This is a genomic window from Stenotrophomonas sp. PS02301 (assembly GCF_029959485.1).
GTDB lineage: Bacteria > Pseudomonadota > Gammaproteobacteria > Xanthomonadales > Xanthomonadaceae > Stenotrophomonas > Stenotrophomonas maltophilia_Z.
In genome coordinates this window covers 1-18,758 of sequence record NZ_JASCOO010000015.1, presented here as the reverse complement: position 1 = coordinate 18,758, position 18,758 = coordinate 1, and the positions used below count along the sequence as shown (strand labels likewise).

17 protein-coding genes are annotated in these 18,758 nt (G+C 67.4%); 10 read left to right on the top strand and 7 right to left on the bottom strand.

Features of this window, described 5'->3' with window-relative positions; all coding sequences use genetic code 11:
* Positions 1–11 precede the first annotated feature (11 nt).
* Positions 12–1,382: an ATP-binding protein gene (locus QMX81_RS06370; protein WP_282259774.1), complete on the bottom strand. Its 1,371-nt coding sequence runs from the start codon at positions 1,380–1,382 to the stop codon at positions 12–14.
* A complete protein-coding gene (locus tag QMX81_RS06365; protein ID WP_282259772.1) occupies positions 1,375–2,058 on the bottom strand; it encodes a response regulator transcription factor in 684 nt (227 codons plus the stop codon). Before QMX81_RS06365 ends, QMX81_RS06370 begins: the two co-directional genes overlap by 8 nt.
* 178 nt (positions 2,059–2,236) lie before the next feature.
* Between QMX81_RS06365 and QMX81_RS06360 the strand changes: the two genes are divergently transcribed.
* The 3 genes from QMX81_RS06360 to QMX81_RS06350 all read left to right on the top strand — a co-directional run bounded on the left by QMX81_RS06360 (position 2,237) and on the right by QMX81_RS06350 (position 6,895).
* Complete coding sequence (locus QMX81_RS06360; protein WP_282259770.1) at positions 2,237–3,442, top strand: efflux RND transporter periplasmic adaptor subunit; 1,206 nt, start codon at positions 2,237–2,239, stop codon at positions 3,440–3,442.
* A 7-nt stretch (positions 3,443–3,449) separates the two neighbouring features.
* A complete protein-coding gene (locus tag QMX81_RS06355) occupies positions 3,450–6,563 on the top strand; it encodes an efflux RND transporter permease subunit (RefSeq protein ID WP_282259768.1) in 3,114 nt (1,037 codons plus the stop codon).
* A gap of 113 nt (positions 6,564–6,676) precedes the next feature.
* Positions 6,677–6,895 carry a hypothetical protein gene (locus tag QMX81_RS06350; protein WP_143592064.1) on the top strand — a complete coding sequence of 73 codons (219 nt, stop codon included), beginning with the start codon at positions 6,677–6,679 and terminating at the stop codon, positions 6,893–6,895.
* Here the strand turns inward: QMX81_RS06350 and QMX81_RS06345 are convergent.
* Positions 6,892–7,302, bottom strand: coding sequence for a GFA family protein (locus QMX81_RS06345; protein ID WP_282259757.1), 411 nt, complete (start codon positions 7,300–7,302; stop codon positions 6,892–6,894). The genes QMX81_RS06350 and QMX81_RS06345 overlap by 4 nt on opposite strands.
* A 212-nt stretch (positions 7,303–7,514) precedes the next feature.
* On the opposite strand from QMX81_RS06345, the gene QMX81_RS06340 reads away from it, so the two are divergent.
* Both QMX81_RS06340 and QMX81_RS06335 read left to right on the top strand, forming a co-directional pair.
* Positions 7,515–8,492, top strand: coding sequence for a DUF4105 domain-containing protein (locus QMX81_RS06340; protein WP_282259866.1), 978 nt, complete (start codon positions 7,515–7,517; stop codon positions 8,490–8,492).
* A 38-nt stretch (positions 8,493–8,530) separates the two neighbouring features.
* On the top strand, positions 8,531–10,438 hold the full coding sequence (locus QMX81_RS06335; RefSeq protein WP_226956682.1) for an alpha/beta hydrolase: 1,908 nt from the start codon (positions 8,531–8,533) through the stop codon (positions 10,436–10,438).
* Between the two features lie 25 nt (positions 10,439–10,463).
* Here the strand turns inward: QMX81_RS06335 and QMX81_RS06330 are convergent, their stop codons facing one another.
* On the bottom strand, positions 10,464–11,837 hold the full coding sequence (locus QMX81_RS06330) for an MFS transporter (RefSeq protein WP_121043101.1): 1,374 nt from the start codon (positions 11,835–11,837) through the stop codon (positions 10,464–10,466).
* A 91-nt stretch (positions 11,838–11,928) separates the two neighbouring features.
* Between QMX81_RS06330 and soxR the strand changes: the two genes are divergently transcribed.
* Positions 11,929–12,363 carry a redox-sensitive transcriptional activator SoxR gene (gene soxR / locus QMX81_RS06325; protein ID WP_183073810.1) on the top strand — a complete coding sequence of 145 codons (435 nt, stop codon included), beginning with the start codon at positions 11,929–11,931 and terminating at the stop codon, positions 12,361–12,363.
* A 25-nt stretch (positions 12,364–12,388) separates the two neighbouring features.
* Here the strand turns inward: soxR and QMX81_RS06320 are convergent, their stop codons facing one another.
* From QMX81_RS06320 to QMX81_RS06310, 3 genes are read right to left on the bottom strand one after another with little or no spacing between them, the layout of a single operon-like run.
* Positions 12,389–12,991 carry a short chain dehydrogenase gene (locus QMX81_RS06320; RefSeq protein ID WP_282259746.1) on the bottom strand — a complete coding sequence of 201 codons (603 nt, stop codon included), beginning with the start codon at positions 12,989–12,991 and terminating at the stop codon, positions 12,389–12,391.
* A 60-nt stretch (positions 12,992–13,051) separates the two neighbouring features.
* A complete protein-coding gene (gene proC, locus QMX81_RS06315) occupies positions 13,052–13,873 on the bottom strand; it encodes a pyrroline-5-carboxylate reductase (protein ID WP_282259744.1) in 822 nt (273 codons plus the stop codon).
* Between the two features lie 27 nt (positions 13,874–13,900).
* Positions 13,901–14,581: a YggS family pyridoxal phosphate-dependent enzyme gene (locus QMX81_RS06310; RefSeq protein WP_282259742.1), complete on the bottom strand. Its 681-nt coding sequence runs from the start codon at positions 14,579–14,581 to the stop codon at positions 13,901–13,903.
* Between the two features lie 108 nt (positions 14,582–14,689).
* Here QMX81_RS06310 and QMX81_RS06305 point away from each other — a divergent pair, with 108 nt between their 5' ends.
* From QMX81_RS06305 to QMX81_RS06290, 4 genes are all read left to right on the top strand, one after another.
* Positions 14,690–15,727 (top strand): type IV pilus twitching motility protein PilT, encoded by a 1,038-nt coding sequence (locus QMX81_RS06305; protein ID WP_019185385.1) that lies wholly within the window; start codon positions 14,690–14,692, stop codon positions 15,725–15,727.
* Between the two features lie 51 nt (positions 15,728–15,778).
* Complete coding sequence (locus QMX81_RS06300; protein ID WP_282259735.1) at positions 15,779–16,915, top strand: PilT/PilU family type 4a pilus ATPase; 1,137 nt, start codon at positions 15,779–15,781, stop codon at positions 16,913–16,915.
* 113 nt (positions 16,916–17,028) lie between these two features.
* Positions 17,029–17,604 carry a hypothetical protein gene (locus QMX81_RS06295; protein WP_282259733.1) on the top strand — a complete coding sequence of 192 codons (576 nt, stop codon included), beginning with the start codon at positions 17,029–17,031 and terminating at the stop codon, positions 17,602–17,604.
* Positions 17,605–17,737: 133 nt separating this feature from the next.
* On the top strand, positions 17,738–18,721 hold the full coding sequence (locus QMX81_RS06290) for an aldo/keto reductase (protein ID WP_282259731.1): 984 nt from the start codon (positions 17,738–17,740) through the stop codon (positions 18,719–18,721).
* Positions 18,722–18,758 lie beyond the last annotated feature (37 nt).

Below are 18,758 nucleotides of genomic sequence, written 5' to 3'. Positions count from 1 at the left end.
GCGGCCGGATGTCAGCGAAGCCCCTCCGCCTCGCAGCGGATGCTCAGCCATGCGCCGCCGCCCGGCGCGTCCCCGGCGCGGACCCGGAACCCATGCAGGCCGGCGATGGCGGCCACGATCGACAGCCCCAGCCCGAAGCCCTCGGTCGTCTCGCCGCCGCTGCCGCCGCGGAAGAAGCGCTGGTAGATCAGGCTGCGATCCTGCGGCGGGATGCCGGGGCCGTTGTCGATCACATCGATGCGCGGTGCGCCGTGGTCGTCCACCGCGCGCAGCACGATCCGGCCCTGCGCCGGGGTGAAGTGCAGCGCATTGGAGAGCAGGTTGGCCAGCGCCTCGAACAGCAGTTCGCGGTCGCCCCACAGCGTGCCCACCTGCGGGTCGATCTCCAGCAGCAACTGCTGGTCCTTCTCCTCGGCCAGTGGCAGGTAGAACGCGTGCAGTTCCTGCAGCAGCTCGCCCGCATCCAGTTCCACGAAGGCCGAACGGCGCTGGTGGCTTTCCAGTTCCGATACGCGCAGCAGTGCGGAAAAACGCGCCATCAACATATCGGTTTCGGTCAGTGCCTTGTCCAGCTGCGCCGCGCGCGGGTCCTCTTCCTCCAGCCCGACGCGGGTGCGGTACAGATGCGCACGCAGACGGGTGAGCGGGGTGCGCAGATCGTGGGCAATGCTGTCGCATACCCCTTTGACCTCGGTCATCAGCTGCTCGATGCGTTCGAGCATGGCGTTGACGATGCTCGACAGGCGGTCGATCTCATCCGGGTGGCCGGAAACGGGCAGGCGCTGGCCGAGATCGCCGGCGATGATGCGGTTGGTCGCGGCCTCGATCTGCTGGATCCGTTTGAGCGGGCGCCGGCGCAGGATGTGCCAGCCGGCCAGGCCGGGAACGATGGTCAACGAGACGCCCCACAGCAGCGCATCGAGGATGATGCTGTTGACCGCGGTGAGCTTGCCGCTCTGGCGAACGAACACCAGCAGGCGGCCATCCTGGGTTTCCACGCCGAGCGCGCGCCCGGGCGCCTTGATCGGCCCACTGCGCAGGGACCAGCGTTCCACCGCCTGCGCGTGTCCGTCGATGTGCAGGCCATCGGGAATCGCCAGGAGTGGGCCGGACAGTGGCTGCCCGCTGCGGCTGAAGATGCCGTAGGCATACGCCCCGTGCAGGTCGTAGCGCAGGCTGTCGCGCAGCGCATCGTCCAGCGCCTGGCCCTCGAACTTCTCGAACAGGTGCGCGCGCTGCTGCAGGCCGGATTCGGCGAGGTCGTTGAGGTAGTCCGAGACGCGCCAGTACATCACCCCCAGCAGTACGCTGGACCAGGCGACGAACAGCACGCAGTACAGCCCAAGCAGCCGGCTGCTGGAGGAACGCCAGTGATCAGACATGGTCGTCCAGGACATAGCCGGTGCCACGCACGGTGCGGATCGGCTGGGCACGCCCGGGCTGGTCGATGCGCTTGCGCAGGCGGCCGATGTGGACGTCGATCAGGTTGGTGCCGGGATCGAAGTGGTAGCCCCATACCTCCTGGAACAACATGGTGCGGGTGACCACCTGGCCGGCGTTGCGCACGAGGAATTCCAGCAGTTTGAACTCGGTCGGCAGCAGGGTGATCTCCTCGCCGGCGCGGCGGGCGGTGCGGGTCATCAGGTCCAGCTCCAGGTCGCCGGCGCGCAACTGGTTCTCCGCCACGGCTGGCTGCCCATGGCGGCGGATCAACACCTCCACGCGGGCGGCCATTTCATCCGAGGCGAAGGGTTTGGTCAGGTAGTCATCGCCGCCGGCGCGCAGGCCCCGGACCCGCTCATCCACATCGGAAAGGGCGCTGATCATCAGCACCGGGGTGGTGATGCCCTGGCGCCGCAGGGCCGTGACCAGGGCCAGGCCATCCATGCCGGGCAGCATGCGGTCCAGGGTGATCACGGCGTAGTCGCCGCGGCAGGCGATGGCCAGGCCGTCCTCGCCATTGCCCACCCGGTCCACCTCGAAGCCGTGGCTGCGCAGTTCCGTGGCGATTTCCTCGGCGGTGACGAGGTCGTCCTCGATGGTGAGTACGCGCGGCATGGGCCACTTTGACGATTGGGACGGGTGCATCGTCGCAACCCCCCGGAGGGACTGCAAATGAAAAATGTTTCATGCGGTTTTCGCCGGATCCTCGCCCCGCTTCTCCTATATTCGCCCCGAGCAGTGGCCCTGCCGCCCGGGGCCATGTGCCCCGTTCACGCCTGGAATACCGTCCCCCATGACCGATCCGCTCCCGTCCTCCCCGGCCCCCGGCCTGTTGTCCGGCCCTTGGCGCCTGCCGCTGCTGGGGCTGGCCGTGGCGTTGGGGCTGGCCGCCTGCAGCAAGGAAGCGCCCAAGGCAAAGGGACCGGCGCCGGAGGTGACGGTGCTGACCCTGCAGACGCAATCGTTGGCGCTGGCCCAGGAATTGCCCGGGCGCACGGTGGCCTCTCAGGAATCGGACGTACGCCCGCAGGTTTCCGGGGTATTGCAGGCGCGGTTGTTCGAGCAGGGCGAGATGGTGAAGGCCGGGCAGCCGCTGTTCCAGATCGAACCGGCGCTGTACCAGGCCTCGGTGAACGAAGCGCAGGCCAACCTGCGCACGGCCGAGGCCAGTGCGGTGGCGGCGGGGTTGCGTGCGAAGCGCATGCAGCAGCTCGGTGTCGGTCAACTGGCGGCGCAGCAGGACGTGGATGATGCGGTGGCCACCCACCACCAGGCCGAGGCGGCGGTGCAGGCGGCCCAGGCGGTGCGCGATACCGCACGCACCAATCTGGGTTTTGCGCGGGTGACCGCGCCGATCAGCGGGCGGATCGGCCGCGCGCTGTTCACCCCGGGCGCGCTGGTGACCAACGGCCAGGCCGAGCCGCTGGCGCGCATCCAGCAGGTGGACCCGATGAACGTGGATATCACCCAGTCCAGCAACGAGTATCTCGCGCTGCGCCGGGCGATCGCCGAGGGCGGCGTGGAAGCGACGACCGCGCCGGTGCAGCTCAAACTGTCCGACGGCACCGATTACGCCGTGACCGGCACGCTGGAATTCGCCGATATCGATGTGGACCAGGAAACCGGCAGCATCACCCTGCGCGCGCAGTTCCCGAATCCACAGGGGCAGCTGCTGCCCGGCATGTACGTGCGCGCCCGGGTCGGACAGGGCACGCGCCAGCAGGCCCTGCTGGTGCCGCAGGCCGCCGTGGACCGCAGCCCGAAGGGCGAGGCGCTGGCGTGGGTGGTGGGCGCGGACGGACGCGTGCATCAACGCACGTTCGCGACGGCGCGCGCGGTGGGAGACCAGTGGCTGGTGCTCGATGGCCTGCGTGCCGGTGAGCAGGTCGTGCTCAGTGGCCGCCAAGGGCTGAGCGAAGGCGCCACGGTCCGGATCAAGCCTGCCGGCGAAGCCGCACCGGCCACGGTGCCCGCCGCCGCGCCGGCCGGCGAAGGCTGAGCCGCCGATGCTGCCGCGCTTCTTCATCCACCGCCCGGTCTTCGCCTGGGTCCTGGCCATCTGCATCATGGCGCTGGGCACGATCGCGGTGACCCAGTTGCCGGTGGAGCAGTACCCGGACATCGCGCCACCGCAGGTCAACATCACCGCCAACTACACCGGTGCCTCGGCGCAGACAGTGGAGGACAGCGTCACCCAGGTGATCGAGCAGCAGATCAAGGGCATCGACCACCTGCTGTATTTCTCCTCCACCAGTTCATCTTCGGGCCAGGCGCGGATCACGGTCACCTTCGACCAGCGCGCCAACCCGGATATCGCCCAGGTGCAGGTGCAGAACAGCGTCAACCAGGCGATCAACCGGCTGCCGCAGGAAGTGCAGCAGCAGGGCGTCACCGTGGCCAAATCGCAGGGCGATTCGCTGATGGTGGTGTCGCTGTATGACACCCACCGGCGCATGGAGCGGGTGGACGTCTCCGATTTCCTGGTCAGCAACGTGCAGGATCCGATCAGCCGCATTCCCGGCGTGGGCGAGATCAACGTGTTCGGTTCGCCCTATGCGATGCGTATCTGGCTGGACCCGCACAAACTGCGCGCGTTCGATCTGATGCCCTCGGATGTGCGCACCGCGATCCAGGCGCAGAACACCCAGGTCACCGCCGGTGAGCTGGGCGCGTTGCCAACCGGCCCGGAGCAGGCGCTCAACGCCACCGTCACCGCGCAGTCGCGGCTGCAGACCGCCGAGCAGTTCCGCGCGATCATCCTGCGCACCCTGCCCAGCGGCGCGGCCGTGCACCTGAGCGATGTGGCGCGAGTGGAAATCGGCGCGGAAAACTACCAGACCAGCAGCTTCCTCAACGGCTATCCCGCCGCAGGTTTCTCAGTGACGCTGGCCTCCGGCGCCAATGCGCTGGAAACCGCCGATGCGGTGCGCGCCGAGATCGAGCGGCTGCGCCCGAGCTTCCCGCCCGGGCTGGAAGTGGCCTACCCGCGCGACAGCACGCCGTTCGTGCGGGTCTCCATCGAGGGTGTCATCCACACCCTGATCGAGGCGATCGTGCTGGTCGTGGTGGTGATGTTCCTGTTCCTGCAGAACCTGCGCGCGACGCTGATCCCGGCGATCACCGTGCCGGTGGTGTTGCTGGGCACGTTCGGCGTGCTGGCGCTGGCCGGCTTCACCATCAACACGCTCACCCTGTTCGCGATGGTGCTGGCGATCGGCTTGTTGGTGGATGATGCGATCGTGGTGGTGGAGAACGTCGAACGCATCATCCATGAGGAACACCTGCCGCCGCGCGAGGCGACCGAGAAATCGATGGGCGAGATCACCGGTGCGCTGGTCGGCATCACCGTGGTGCTCGGCGCGGTGTTCCTGCCGATGGCCTTGTTCGGCGGCTCCACCGGCATCATCTACCGGCAGTTCTCGATCACGATCGCCTCGGCGATGGCGCTGTCGGCACTGGTCGCGCTGACGCTCACCCCGGCGTTGTGCGCGACCCTGCTCAAGCCATCGAGCGCGCAGAAGCCACCGGGCCGTTTCTTCGCCTGGTTCAACCGCGGCGTGGAGCGCAGCCAGAACGGCTATCGCGGCAAGCTGGGCGGCATCGTGGCGCACCCGCGGCGCTGGATGGCCTTCTACGTGCTGCTGGTGGTGGGTGTGGTCGCCTTGTATGCACGGATGCCGACCGGCTTCCTGCCGGTGGAGGACCAAGGGCAGGTGACGTTCCAGTTCTCCACCCCGGAAGGCACGCCGATGGCGCGCACCGAGGCGCTCGGCGAGCAGATCAGCCGCTACTTCATGGAACACGAGAAGGACAGCCTGGACGTGGTGTTCGTGGTGGTCGGCCGCAACAACGCCGGCACCGGGCAGAATGCGGGGCAGGGGTTCATGGCGCTCAAGCCGTGGTCCGAACGCGATGCCAAGCACAGCGCCGGGGCGATCATCGCCCGCGCCAACGCGCACTTCCGCAACCTGCCCGATGCGAAGGTCAACGTGCTGGCGCCGCCGGCGGTGCGTGGGTTGGGACAGTCCAGCGGGTTCGAATTGTGGTTGCAGGACAACAGCGCTGCCGGGCGGCCGGCGCTGCAGGCCGCGCAGGCAAAGGTGGTGCAGGCCGCCAGTGATGACGATCGGCTCACCTCGGTGCGGTTGAATGGTCTTGGCGACAAGGCCGAGCTGCATCTGGACATCGACCAGGCCCAAGCCAGCGCGCTGGGCCTGGCCCAGGCCGACATCAATTCAACGCTGTCCTCGGCGTGGGGCGGCACCTACGTCAACGACTTCCTGGACCGCGGCCGGGTCAAGCGTGTGTACGTGCAGGGCGACCAGCCCTACCGCAGCGTGCCCGACGACATCGGCCAGTGGTACGTACGCGGCAGCAGCGGGCAGATGGCCTCGTTCGCCAGTTTCGCCAGCAGCCATTGGTCGCGCGGGCCGCAGTTGCAGCAGCGCTTCAACGGCCTGCCGGCGATGCAGATCCAAGGCAGTGCCGCCGAAGGGCGCAGCTCGGGCGAGGCGATGCAGACCATGCAGTCCCTGGTGGCCGATCAGCCCGGTTTTGAACTGCAGTGGAGCGGGCTGTCCTACCAGGAGCAGCTCTCCAGCAATCAGACGCTGTGGCTGTATGCGGCGTCCATTGCTTTCATCTTCCTGTGCCTGGCCGCGCTCTACGAGAGCTGGACGGTGCCGGTGGCGGTGATGCTGGTGATCCCGCTGGGCGTGATCGGCACGGTGATCGCCACCACCGCGGCGGGCTTCGTCAACGACATCTACTTCCAGGTGGGGCTGCTGACCACGATCGGTCTATCGGCCAAGAATGCGATCCTGATCGTGGAGTTCGCCGAGGCCGAGTACCGCGCGGGCAGCTCGGCGGTGGAGGCGGCACTGAAGGGCGCGCGCCTGCGCCTGCGGCCGATCGTGATGACCTCGCTGGCCTTCGTGGCTGGCGTGATTCCGCTGGCACTGGCGAGCGGCGCTGGTGCGGTGAGCCGGCGCGAGATCGGTGTCAGCGTGATCGGCGGCATGCTCTCCGGCACGCTGCTGGCGATCCTGCTGGTGCCGCTGTTCTTCGTGCTGGTGCGGCGCCTGGGCAAGGGCCGGCCCGATCCGGCGGCAAAACACTGAACGGCGTTGCCTCCCCGGACCCCCGATTTCATCTTTTTGACCCATTCCGTTCACGGTGTCCATGCCGGTGCGCCATTAGCGTAGATCGTCCCCACACCGCTTGGAGACACGCCATGAATCCCCTGCAGACGGTCGCCCGGACCATGCGAAACGGGTTGGAAGAAGTGGCGGCCCTGCTGGTCGGCCAGCGCGCCGAGTCACTGCGCCAGGACGATACCGCCGCGCCCGGGGTGGGCATCCCGATGCCGCGCCGGCTGCCGCTCAAGCGCCCGCTGTTGCATGGGCGCAAAGGCATGGCCCCGTGGCAGAAGATCGGCCCGGGCCGCCGCTAAGGACGCTTGGCATCGGAAGGGTGGTTGACCCCGTCGTTGACCGGCACCTGCCCGATATCAAACGGATTGACCCCGTCCAGACACCCGACGTTGTAGCCGTATTCGTCCGGTGAAGAGCGGCGCTGATGATGTGTATAGATGCCGCACATGCTGCAGAAGTGGTGGCGGGCCACATGCGTGTTGAACTGATACAGCCGCAGTGCGTCGTGGCCCTGCACGATCTCCAGATCGGCCAGCTTCACCGAGGCCACGATCGCGCCGCGTCGCCGGCACATCGAACAGTCGCAGCGGCGGGGTGAGACCACGCCGTCCGGCAGATGCAGGCGCAGGACGACGGCCCCGCAATGGCAGCGCAGCAGATGGTGGCGCTGGATGGGCACCCCGCCCACGGTGGTCAGACCCTGCATGCTGGGCGCTTCCTTGATGGCCGTTGATAGCGCAAGTATGCGACCGGCCGGGGGGGGCGGAGCCAGCCGGTGCGGGGCCCCGGGGTGAACGGCGGCCCGAAGCTGAACAGGCTCGACATGCGGCGCACACAGGGGTTATGGCTAACTAGCGCCCCGGACAGACGACGGATCGATGCGTGAAGAAGGCAGGACGATGGGGACTGGCGCTGCTGATGCTGCTGGCGGCGCTGTGGATCACCGGTTTGCTGGCCTACCAGCTGCCGGGTCCCGGCTGGGTGCGGTATCTGCTGGTCGGGCTGTGGGTCGTGTTCGCCGTCACCGGGGCGATCGGGGTGGCGCGTGCGCGCGCCGGGCGCTGGCCGGGCGTGCTGTACGGCGTGGCGCTGGTGGTCTCGGGCATCTGGTGGCTGCTGCTCACCCCGCGGCAGGATCGCATCTGGGCCGATGATGTCGCCCAGCGGCTGAAGGTGGTCGAGGTGGATGGCCCGCGTGTGGTGCTCGACAACGTACGTGATTTCACTTGGCGCAGCGAGACCGACTACGACGCGCGCTGGGTGCGCCGCGAGTACAACCTGGACCAGCTGCGCTCGGCCGACCTGATCCTGTCCTACTGGATGGGCCCCATGATCGCGCACACGCTGATCTCGTTCGGCTTCGACGACGGTCGCTACCTGGTGTTCTCGCTGGAGATCCGCAAGGAGCGCGGCGAGTCGTTCTCCGCGCTGGGCGGGTTCTTCCGCAAGTTCGAGATGACCCTGGTCGCCTCGGAGGAAACCGACATCGTGCGCACGCGCACCAATGCGCGGGGCGAAGATGTCTATCTGTACCGCCTGCACGGCATGACCCAGGAGCAGCTCAAGGCGCTGTTCGTGTCCTACCTCGGCGAGGCCCGCAGGCTCGATGCCGCGCCGGCGTTCTACAACACGCTGACCAGCAACTGCACGACCATTGTGTACGAACTGGCCAAGCAGATCGCACCGGGCCTGCCGATGGACTACCGGCTGCTGGCCTCGGGCTATTTCGCCGAATACGCGCGCGATCTGGGGGTGCTCACGCCGGGGGTACCGTTCGAGACGCTGAAGGCACGCGGGCGGATTACCGACCGTGCGCGGGCGAGCGATGCAAACGATGATTTTTCACAGGTGATCCGCCGGGATGTTCCGGGGACAGGGCAGGGAAGCGTTCCATGAGATCCATTGTGAAACTGCTCGCGCACCGCGCGTTGCCGATGACGGCCGTGGTGCTCTCGCTGCTGCTCTCCAGCGGCTGTGCGATGGTCACCATGAAGCAGGTGGCCCCGACCGAGTACCTGGCCAACAAGCGTGGCGACGTGCTCACCTCGGGCAAGCTCAGCGCCGCCTCGCAGGAAACGCTGAGCGTGATCGGCATGGACGTGGCGCAGTGCGAAAAGGATGTGACTGCCTGCCAGAAGACCCTCGCCGACACCGATGTCCTGCCCGAAGAGCAGCGCTTGTCGGCGCAGTCCGAGCTCTGGGTGAAGACCGCGCTCGCGCTGACCCCCAAGCCCAAGGACCGCGAGAAAACGCCGATGTCCGATGCCGCGCTGGATGCGTGGCTGGAAGCGGCGCGCTATGCCTATGCGTACCTGTTCTTCAGCGGGCGCACGCCTTCGGACCGCGCCTTCGAGGATCGCCAGACGCAGGTGCGCGATTACTACAACTACGCCGCCGAACAGACCGCCTCGGTGGTGTTCAAGCGCAGCCGCGAGAGTGCGCTGGAAGGCGAGGATTACAACGCCGCCGTGGCGGGGGAGCGCTGGACGCTGACCTCCGATTTCGATGAGCTGCGCATGCAGAGCATCCCGACCCGCATGGTGTCCGCCTCGGCGGTGAGTTTTGCCGGGCTGCGCAGCACCTATCGCCGCGACGGCTTCGGCGCCGAGCTGGTGGTGATCATGGACCCCCCCAAGCTGGTTGCACCGGCCGACGGCGGGAAGGCGGAGATTCCGCAGTACAGCGAGATGTCGGCGATCAACGCCACCGCCCTGCTGCGCTTCAAGGGCGACAATCTGCAGCAGGTGCTCGATACCACCCAGGTGCTGTTTGATGTGTACTCGCCCGAGTCCACCGAGAGCGTGGACCTGCACGGTGAGAAGGTACCGCTGGCGGGCAACTTCACCGCGGCCTACGGCTTGTGGCTGGCCCAGTCCGGCTTTGCCACGCAGTCGCTGCGCACGCTGTTCGGCATGAGCGAAGGCATCGGCGCGCCGCACATGTACCTGATGCAGCCGTGGGACCCCAACCGCCGCATCATCTTCATGCTGCACGGCCTGGGCAGCAGCCCGGAAGCCTGGGTCAACGTGGCCAACGAGATCATGGGCGATCCCGAGCTGCGCCGGCACTTCCAGGTCTGGCAGGTGTACTACCCGACCAACGCCCCGATCGCGCTGAACCGCTACGAGATCAACCAGGCCTTCAACAACACGCTCAAGCACTTCGACCCGACCGGCAGCACGCCGGCCGCCAAGGACATGGTGTTCATCGGCCACAGCATGGGCGGCGTGCTTGCACGCCTGCTGGTGACCTCCTCCGGCGATGTGCTGTGGAACGATCTGCTCGCCAACTACGATCTCAAGGGCGAGCGCCTGAAGCGCGTCGAAGCCAAGCTCGGCCCGCTGCTGCACTTCACCGCCGAGCCGAACGTGGAGCGGGTGATTTTCATCGCCGCGCCGCACAAGGGCACGGACATCGCGGGCAACCGGCTGGGGCGCCTGATCGGCCGGCTGGTGCGGTTGCCGATCACCATCCTGGGCAAGTTCGAGGATGTGTTCCTGACCCTGCAGGAATCCGAATCGGCCAACACCACCACGAAGCTGCAGGTGCCCAACAGCATCGACAACCTCAAGGCCAGCGATCCCTTCGTGAAGGCGGCTGGCGCACTGCCGATCACCCCGGGCCTGAAGTACCACTCGATCATCGCCCAGCGTAAACCGGACGTGCCGCTGCTGCAGTCCGACGATGGCCTGGTGCCGTACTGGAGCGCGCATCTGGAGGGGGCGGTATCGGAGAAGGTGATCCTCTCCGGGCACAGCGTGCAGGAGACCCCGCAGGCCGTGCTGGAGATCCGCCGCATCCTGCGTGAGGATCTGAAAGAGGTCGGCGACACGCATCCGTGAGGAGGCGCACGCCATGCCACCTCGCTCAGATCCGCCGCGCCACCGCCACGCTGAGCATCGCCAGCACCAGCATGATCGCGAAGGTCAGCAGGTAGCCCAGTGCTTCCCGGCCCTCCAGGAACAGCGCGAACAGCGAACCGGAGACGGCCAGCGTAGTCGCCACGCCCAAGGCCTCGCTGAGCTGCAGGGCGGAGGTGTTGGCGCCCTGGTGTGCCGGCGCTGACAGCGACAACGTGAGCACCGAGAGGCTGGGATAGATCAGCCCCATGCCCAGCCCGGTCAGCACCCAACCGACCATCGCCGACCATAGCGGCATGCCGGGCTGGATCGCCAGCGACGTGGCCAGGATGCCCACGCACATCAACAGCGCGCCGGACTGCAGCAACTGCCGGCGTGACCAGCCCCGCTGCTGGTGGCCCTGCAGCCACGAGCCGGCAAACCAACCCAACGCGCCCAGGCTCAATGCCACGCCCGCCAACAGCGGGGTCAGGCCGCGTTCTCGCTGCAGCAGCAAGGGCAGGAACGCTTCGCAACCGAAGAACGCAGAGGCCGCGATCCCACGCAGCGCGATCACGCTGGGCAGGCCGCGGCGCAGGGTCAACGTGCCGGCAGGCAGGAGCTTCCAACTGCACAGTGCCAGCACGGCCAGGGCCGGCACCAGCAGCGCGGGCGCGAGCCATCCCTGCTGCTGGCCGCCGACATACAGCGCGAGCGCGCCGAGGGAGGCACCCACGGCCCAGGGCACCACGTTGCGGCCGGTGCTGCCCGCGGCCACTACGCCGACCTGGCGCAGGGCCGGGCGCAGCAGCAACGCCGCCGGAATGGCCAGCAGCGGCACGATCAGGAACACCCAGCGCCAGCCCAGGTGCTGCACGATCAGGCCGCTGATGCTGGGGCCGATCAGCGAAGGCACCACCCAACCGGCGGAGAATGCGGCGAACACGCGCGGCCGCATCGGCTCGGGGAACGAGCGCCCGACCAGCACATACAGCGCCACGGAAATCGCGCCGGCCCCCAGCCCCTGCATCAGGCGCCCAAGCACCAGCACCGGCATGTGCTGGGCGAAGCCGGCGACCAGCAGGCCGGCGATGAAGCACGCCAGGCCCAGCCACAGCGGGCGCGCCGGGCCCTGCTGGTCGCTCCAGCGCCCGGACAGCGTCATCCCGATCACGCTGGTGGCCAGGGTGCCGCCGAACGCCAGCGCGTACAGCCGCAGCCCGTCCAGGTCATGGGCCACCGTGGGCATCGCTGCGGCCACGGCCAACGCCTCGAAGCCATGCAGCGAGACCAGCGCGACCATGCCGATCGTGGTCGCCCGGTACGCCGGCGACAGGATCGAGGGGATCGGCGTGTCCTCCACCGGAGCGGTGGCGGGCGGAGAGGAAACTTCAGCGGACATGCGGGTTCCAGACATCGGGAGGAGGGCCGGGCTTGCAGTGCACCCCCAGCGGCGCGCAGGATGCCACCTGAACCATGGTTGAGGTCAAGCAGTGATCGCGCAGGAACTGAGTGTAGGCGAGGTCGCCAAACGGAGCGGGGTGGCCGTATCGGCGTTGCATTTCTATGAGCGCAAGGGTTTGATCCGCAGCCTGCGCACCGCCGGCAACCAGCGTCGCTTCGCCCGCGATGTGCTGCGCCGGCTGGCGGTGATCCGGGTGGCGCAGCGGGTCGGCATGCCGCTGGAGGCGGTCGCGACCGCATTTGCGGCGCTGCCGGAGAACAAGACGCCGACCAAGGCCGAGTGGGCGAAGATGTCGGCGTTGTGGCGCAGCGAGCTGGACCAGCGCATCGAGCAGTTGCTGCTGCTGCGTGACCAGCTCACCGACTGCATCGGCTGCGGGTGCCTGTCATTGAAGCGCTGCCGTCTGACCAACCCCGGCGACGCGCTCGGCGATCAGGGCGATGGCCCGCGCCGCTGGGAGTAGTGCCGGCCGCTGGCCGGCGTCGGCCTCACCAGACAGTGAATACCTGCCCGCTCTGGATCCCTTCCACGCTGCGCTGGTAGGCCAGCGATGCGCGCTGCGCGGTCACCGGTTCAAAGCCCGGGAAGTACGCGCCGTAGTCATCCATCGATTCTGCCAGCACATTCGGGCTCACGGCATTGATGCGCAGCCCCCGCGGCAGCAGCTCGCAGGCGGCGGCGCGCACGAAACCTTCCAGCGCGGCATTGGCCGCCGTGGCGTTAGCGCCATCGCGGATCGGCTGGGCGCTGATGATGCCGCTGGTCAGGGTGATCGAGCCGCCGGTGTTCAGGTGATGCTGGGCGGCCAGGCTCAGCCGCACCTGGCCGAGCAGCTTGTCCTGCAGGCCGAGATTGAAGTCGGCAGGCCGCATCTGGGCCAGCGGACCGAAGTGGACCCGGCCGGTGGTCGCGATCACGGCATCGACCTTGCCCACTTTCGCGAACAGCGCCTGCACGCTGGCATCGTCGGTCAGATCGACCTGCACATCGCCGCCGTGGCGGCCGGCGCGGATCAGTTCATGGTGGACGCCAAACGTGCTGGCGACTGCCTGGCCCAAGGTGCCGCTGGCACCGACAAGCAGGATCTTCATGTGCATGTCTCCCGTAAACGTAGGGGGTAGCGCCACGCCATGCGTGGCTGCGCTTGGTCGTCAATCATTCGCCGCCGACAATGCCTGCCCGCGCGTCGTCGCCGCGTCGATCGCGCGCGCGACCATGGCTTCAAAGCCGTCGGCCTGGAAACGCTCGATCGCGGCCTGGGTGGTGCCATTCGGCGAGGTCACGCGGCGACGCAGTTCGGCCGGGGCTTCGCCGGATTCATCGAGCATGCGCGAGGCACCGAGCAGCGTCTGCACCACCAGCGTGCGGGCCGCGTCGGCGGGCAGGCCCTGGGCGATACCGGCCGCTTCCATCGCTTCGGCCAGCAGGAACACGTAGGCCGGGCCACTGCCGGAGACGGCGGTGACGGCGTCCATGCGCGCTTCGTCATCGATCCACACGGTGCGGCCGGCGCTGGCCAGCACGGTGTCGGCCTGCGCGCGCTGCGCGGCGCTGACCGTGGCGGTGGCGAACAGTCCGGTGACACCGGCGCCGAGCAGGGCGGGCGTGTTGGGCATCGCGCGGACCACCGCCATGCCACCGCCCAGCCAACGGTCCAGCTGGCCGCTGGTGATGCCCGCGGCGATGGAGACCACCAGCGGTTGCTTGCCTTGGGCGATACCGGTCAGCGAGGCGCAGACATCGCGCAGCACCTGCGGCTTCACCGCCAACACCCAGACCGTGCCCTGCGCGGCGGCCTCGCTCGCGCTGGCGTAGGTCTTGATGCCGAATTCGGCGGTCAGCTGCTCACGCAGTTCGGTCACCGGCTCGGCGACATGCAGGCTGGCCGGGGCCACGCCCTGGCGGACCAGGCCGGCGATCAGGCTGCGGGCCATGTTGCCGCCGCCGATGAAGGTGATGGGGGACGTGCTCATGAACTCTCCTTGGAACGGGCGGGGCGCTCAGGCCGGTCGCGGGCGGGCGCCGAACAGCGCGGTGCCGATGCGGACCAGGGTGGCGCCGTGGGCGATGGCCTCAGGGTAATCGCTGCTCATGCCCATCGACAGCGTATCCACGTGCGGATGCGCTGCGGCCAGTGTGGCGAACAGCGCGGCCATGCGGGTGAAGGCGGCCTGGCGACGCTCGGCGTCCGGCCAGGGCGCGGGGATCGCCATCAGCCCGCGCAGGCGCAGCTGCGGCGCCGCGGCGATGGCGGCGGCGAGGGTATCGATGTCTTCCGGCGCGCAGCCGTGCTTGCTGTCCTCGTCATCGATGTTGACCTGGATCAGCACGTTCAGCGGCGGCCGGCCGGGTAGGCGGTGCGTGGCCAGCGCGGTGACCAGCTTGGGCCGGTCCACGCTCTGCACCCAGTCGAAATGGCGGGCAGCCAGCTCGGCCTTGTTGGACTGCAGGTGCCCGATCAGGTGCCATTCCAGGCCCAGCGCCGCCAAGGCCTCGATCTTGGCCAGCGCCTCCTGCACGTAGTTCTCCCCGAAGGCGCGCTGGCCCTGCGCGGCCAGGGCCTGCACGGCCTCGGCCGGCTGCGTCTTGGAGACCGCCAGCAGGACCGGATCTGGCCGCCCGGCGGCCACCGCCGCGTTGTGCAGGTTCGTCAGGATGGCAGGCAGGGTCTGGATGGTCACGGCGGGTCCGGTGGATCAGGGGCTGGAGCGTATTGTGCACATCTCGCTCTATACTGCCGCCCGGGGAAAGAACCTTCCAGTCGCAGCAGTCATGGGGAGTAGCAGCGCATGGATATCGCCGAACTATTGGCGTTTTCTGTAAAGAACAAAGCGTCGGATCTTCATCTGTCGGCCGGCCTGCCGCCGATGATCCGCGTTGACGGCGATGTCCGTCGCATCAATATTCCGGCCCTGGACCACAAGCAGGTCCACGCGCTGGTGTACGACATCATGTCGGACAAGCAGCGCCGCGATTACGAAGAATTCCTCGAGGTCGATTTCTCGTTCGAGATTCCCTCGCTGGCGCGCTTCCGAGTCAATGCCTTCAACCAGAACCGCGGCGCGGGTGCGGTGTTCCGTACCATTCCCTCCGAGGTGCTCACGCTGGAAGACCTGGCCTGCCCGCCGATCTTCCGTGAGCTGATCGATCAGCCGCAGGGCCTGATCCTGGTCACCGGCCCGACCGGTTCGGGCAAGTCGACCACGCTGGCGGCGATGATCGACCACATCAACAAGAACGAATACGGCCACATCCTCACCGTCGAGGATCCGATCGAATTCGTGCACACCTCGCAGAAGTGCCTGATCAACCAGCGCGAAGTGCATCGCGACACGCACGGCTTCAACGAAGCGCTGCGTTCGGCCCTGCGCGAAGACCCGGACATCATCCTGGTCGGCGAACTGCGCGATCTGGAAACCATCCGGCTGGCATTGACCGCCGCCGAAACCGGCCATCTGGTGTTCGGCACGCTGCACACCAGCTCGGCCGCCAAGACCATCGACCGCATCATCGACGTGTTCCCCGCCGGCGAAAAGCCGATGGTGCGCTCGATGCTGTCCGAGTCGCTGCGCGCGGTGATCTCGCAGGCGCTGCTGAAAAAGGTGGGGGGTGGGCGTACGGCCGCCTGGGAAATCATGGTGGGCACCCCGGCCATCCGCAACCTGATCCGCGAGGACAAGGTCGCGCAGATGTACTCGGCGATCCAGACCGGCCAGCAGATGGGCATGATGACCCTGGACCAGCACCTGCAGGATCTGGTCAAGCGCAGCCTGATCACCCGCAACCAGGCGCGCGAGTACGCCAAGGACAAGCGGATTTTCGAATAGTGGTAGTGCCGGCCGCTGGCCGGCTCCTGAAAACCTTCGGAGTACACCGCGATGAGCACCACCACCATCGACTTCACCTCGTTCCTCAAGCTGATGGCGCACCAGAAGGCGTCGGACCTGTTCATCACCGCGGGCATGCCCCCGGCGATCAAGGTCAACGGCAAAATCTCGCCGATCACCCAGATACCGTTGACGCCGCAGCAGAGCCGCGACCTGGTGTTGAACGTGATGACGCCGGCGCAACGCGAAGAGTTTGAAAAGACCCACGAATGCAATTTCGCCATCGGCCTGTCCGGTGTCGGCCGCTTCCGCGTGAGCTGCTTCTACCAGCGCAACCAGGTCGGCATGGTGCTGCGCCGGATCGAGACGCGCATTCCCACCGTGGAAGAGCTCAGCCTGCCGCCGATCATCAAGACGCTGGCGATGACCAAGCGCGGCATCATCCTGTTCGTCGGCGCGACCGGTACCGGTAAATCGACCTCGCTGGCGGCGATGATCGGCTACCGCAACCACAACTCGACCGGGCACATCATCACCATCGAAGACCCGATCGAATTCGTTCACAAGCACGAGGGCTGCATCATCACCCAGCGCGAAGTGGGCATCGATACCGACAGCTGGGAAGCGGCGCTGAAGAACACCCTGCGCCAGGCGCCGGACGTGATCATGATCGGCGAGGTGCGCACCCGCGAGGGCATGGACCACGCCATCGCCTTCGCTGAAACCGGCCACCTGGTGCTGTGCACGCTGCATGCCAACAACGCCAACCAGGCGATGGATCGCATCATCAACTTCTTCCCGGAGGACCGCCGCAACCAGTTGCTGATGGATCTCTCGCTGAACCTCAAGGGCGTGGTCGCCCAGCAGCTGATTCCCTCGCCGGATGGCAAATCGCGCAAGGTCGCGATGGAGATCATGCTCGGCACGCCGCTGGTGCAGGATTACATCCGCGACGGCGAGATCCACAAGCTCAAGGAAGTCATGAAGGACTCGGTGCAGCTTGGCATGCGGACCTTCGATCAGAGCCTGTTCGAGCTGTACCAGGCCGGCGAAATCAGTTACGAAGACGCACTGCGCTACGCCGATTCGCAGAACGAAGTGCGCCTGCGCATCAAGCTCTCGCAGGGTGGCGATGCACGCACGCTGTCGCAGGGCCTGGACGGGGTGGAGATTTCGGAAGTCCGCTGACACAGGGGGCTTCAACAGGCGGCGCGACGCTGCGATAGTCGCGCCGTCCCGGGCAACCGGGCTGCAGGGGGCGCCGGCACCTCGCCGGTATCAACGCATCAGGTGATGGGCATATGGACATGCACGATCCGTATCGCGCGCCGGCGACCGCGCCGACGGCTTCTCCCGTACTGCCGGCGGCGACCTTTGCCGCCACCGATGTCGCACCGTATTACTCGCCACCCACTCTGAAGATCGCGGCGTTGTCGCTGACCACGCTGGGCATCTATCCGGTGTACTGGTTCTGGCGCAACTGGCGGGCGATCAAACGTGAAACCGGCGGCGATCAGTGGCCGTGGGCGCGTGCGTTGTTCTCGCCGCTCTGGTCGTTCCTGTGTTTCAGCGATCTGCGCAACGCCGCCAGCAATCATCGTCGCCCGCTGGCGTTCGCACCGGGGCTGCTCGGTGTCGCCTACTTTCTGCTCAATTTCTCCAGCCGCTTTCCCAACGCCCTGTGGCTGTTCGCATTGTTCAGCTTCGTTCCGCTGCTGCCGGTCAACAGCCTGCTGCGCCGCTACCACCACGACGAGGGCATGGACATGCGGGCGTATGACCGCTTCGGTGTGTGGCACATCCTGGTGGTGATCTTCGGCGGGCTCTTCCTGCTGATCGCATTGGTCGGCACCTTCGTGCAGGGCGCCACACGGTAGGCCCCGGCGTATCGGTGAGCATTGATGAGCCACGCTCATCACCGACAGCACTGCGCGGCATCCAATCTTCGCCGCCGACAGGGCTATCGTGGCTGTCCCCCATGATGCCGGTCCCACCGGCAGGAGTACCCCCATGCAGACACGTGAACTGGGCCGCAGCGGCCTGCGGGTTTCGGCCCTCGGCCTGGGCTGCATGGGGTTGAGCTACGGCTATGGGCCGGCCACCGACGGGACCGAGGCGATCGCGCTGCTGCGCGCCGCCGTCGAGCAGGGCGTGACCTTCTTCGATACGGCCGAAGCCTACGGACCCTTCTTGAACGAGGAACTGCTCGGCGAGGCGCTGGCCCCGTTCCGCGACCAACTGGTGATCGCCACCAAGTTCGGCTTCAAGGATGGCCATGCCGACGCCGGCCTGGACAGTCGCCCCGCGCGTATCCGCGCGGTGGCCGAGGCCAGCCTGGTGCGCCTGAAGACCGACCGCATCGACTTGTTCTACCAGCACCGGGTGGACCCGAACGTGCCGATCGAGGACGTGGCCGGCACGGTCAAGGACCTCATCGCCGAAGGCAAGGTGAAGCACTTCGGGCTGTCCGAGGCCGGTGCCGATACCATCCGCCGCGCGCACGCGGTGCAGCCGGTGGCCGCCCTGCAGAGCGAGTACTCGCTGTGGTGGCGCGAACCGGAGCAGAGTGTGCTGCCGGTACTGGAGGAACTGGCCATTGGCTTTGTGCCGTTCAGTCCGCTCGGCAAGGGCTTCCTGACCGGCGCGATCAACGCCGACACCGCGTTCGCCGCCGACGACTTCCGCAACAGCGTGCCGCGGTTTGCAGCTGAAGCGCGCCAGGCCAATCAGGCGTTGGTGGATCGCATCACCGCAATCGCCGCCGACAAGGGCGCGACGCCGGCCCAGATCGCCTTGGCCTGGTTGCTGGCGCGCAAGCCGTGGATCGTGCCGATTCCCGGCACGACCAAGCTGCACCGCCTGAAGGAAAACCTGGGCGCGGCGGCCGTGGTGTTGAGCGATGCGGAGCTGCAGCAGATCGGTGCGGCGCTGGACAGCGTCGCCATCGTCGGCGATCGCTACAGCGCCGAGCGGCAGAAGCTGGTCGCGCGCTGAGCGGGGCGGTGGTAGCGCACGACCCACGGTCGTGCGC

Bases quoted from the DNA above. Each gene is read 5' to 3' on its own strand.
- QMX81_RS06350 (WP_143592064.1), top strand. From the start codon at position 6,677: ATGAATCCCCTGCAGACGGTCGCCCGGACCATGCGAAACGGGTTGGAA.
- QMX81_RS06355 (WP_282259768.1), top strand. From the start codon at position 3,450: ATGCTGCCGCGCTTCTTCATCCACCGCCCGGTCTTCGCCTGGGTCCTG.
- QMX81_RS06320 (WP_282259746.1), bottom strand. From the start codon at position 12,991: ATGAAGATCCTGCTTGTCGGTGCCAGCGGCACCTTGGGCCAGGCAGTC.
- QMX81_RS06340 (WP_282259866.1), top strand. From the start codon at position 7,515: ATGCTGCTGGCGGCGCTGTGGATCACCGGTTTGCTGGCCTACCAGCTG.
- QMX81_RS06290 (WP_282259731.1), top strand. From the start codon at position 17,738: ATGCAGACACGTGAACTGGGCCGCAGCGGCCTGCGGGTTTCGGCCCTC.
- QMX81_RS06345 (WP_282259757.1), bottom strand. From the start codon at position 7,302: ATGCAGGGTCTGACCACCGTGGGCGGGGTGCCCATCCAGCGCCACCAT.
- QMX81_RS06295 (WP_282259733.1), top strand. From the start codon at position 17,029: ATGGACATGCACGATCCGTATCGCGCGCCGGCGACCGCGCCGACGGCT.
- QMX81_RS06330 (WP_121043101.1), bottom strand. From the start codon at position 11,837: ATGTCCGCTGAAGTTTCCTCTCCGCCCGCCACCGCTCCGGTGGAGGAC.
- proC (WP_282259744.1), bottom strand. From the start codon at position 13,873: ATGAGCACGTCCCCCATCACCTTCATCGGCGGCGGCAACATGGCCCGC.
- QMX81_RS06370 (WP_282259774.1), bottom strand. From the start codon at position 1,382: ATGTCTGATCACTGGCGTTCCTCCAGCAGCCGGCTGCTTGGGCTGTAC.
- QMX81_RS06300 (WP_282259735.1), top strand. From the start codon at position 15,779: ATGAGCACCACCACCATCGACTTCACCTCGTTCCTCAAGCTGATGGCG.
- QMX81_RS06335 (WP_226956682.1), top strand. From the start codon at position 8,531: ATGACGGCCGTGGTGCTCTCGCTGCTGCTCTCCAGCGGCTGTGCGATG.
- QMX81_RS06305 (WP_019185385.1), top strand. From the start codon at position 14,690: ATGGATATCGCCGAACTATTGGCGTTTTCTGTAAAGAACAAAGCGTCG.
- QMX81_RS06365 (WP_282259772.1), bottom strand. From the start codon at position 2,058: ATGCCGCGCGTACTCACCATCGAGGACGACCTCGTCACCGCCGAGGAA.
- QMX81_RS06360 (WP_282259770.1), top strand. From the start codon at position 2,237: ATGACCGATCCGCTCCCGTCCTCCCCGGCCCCCGGCCTGTTGTCCGGC.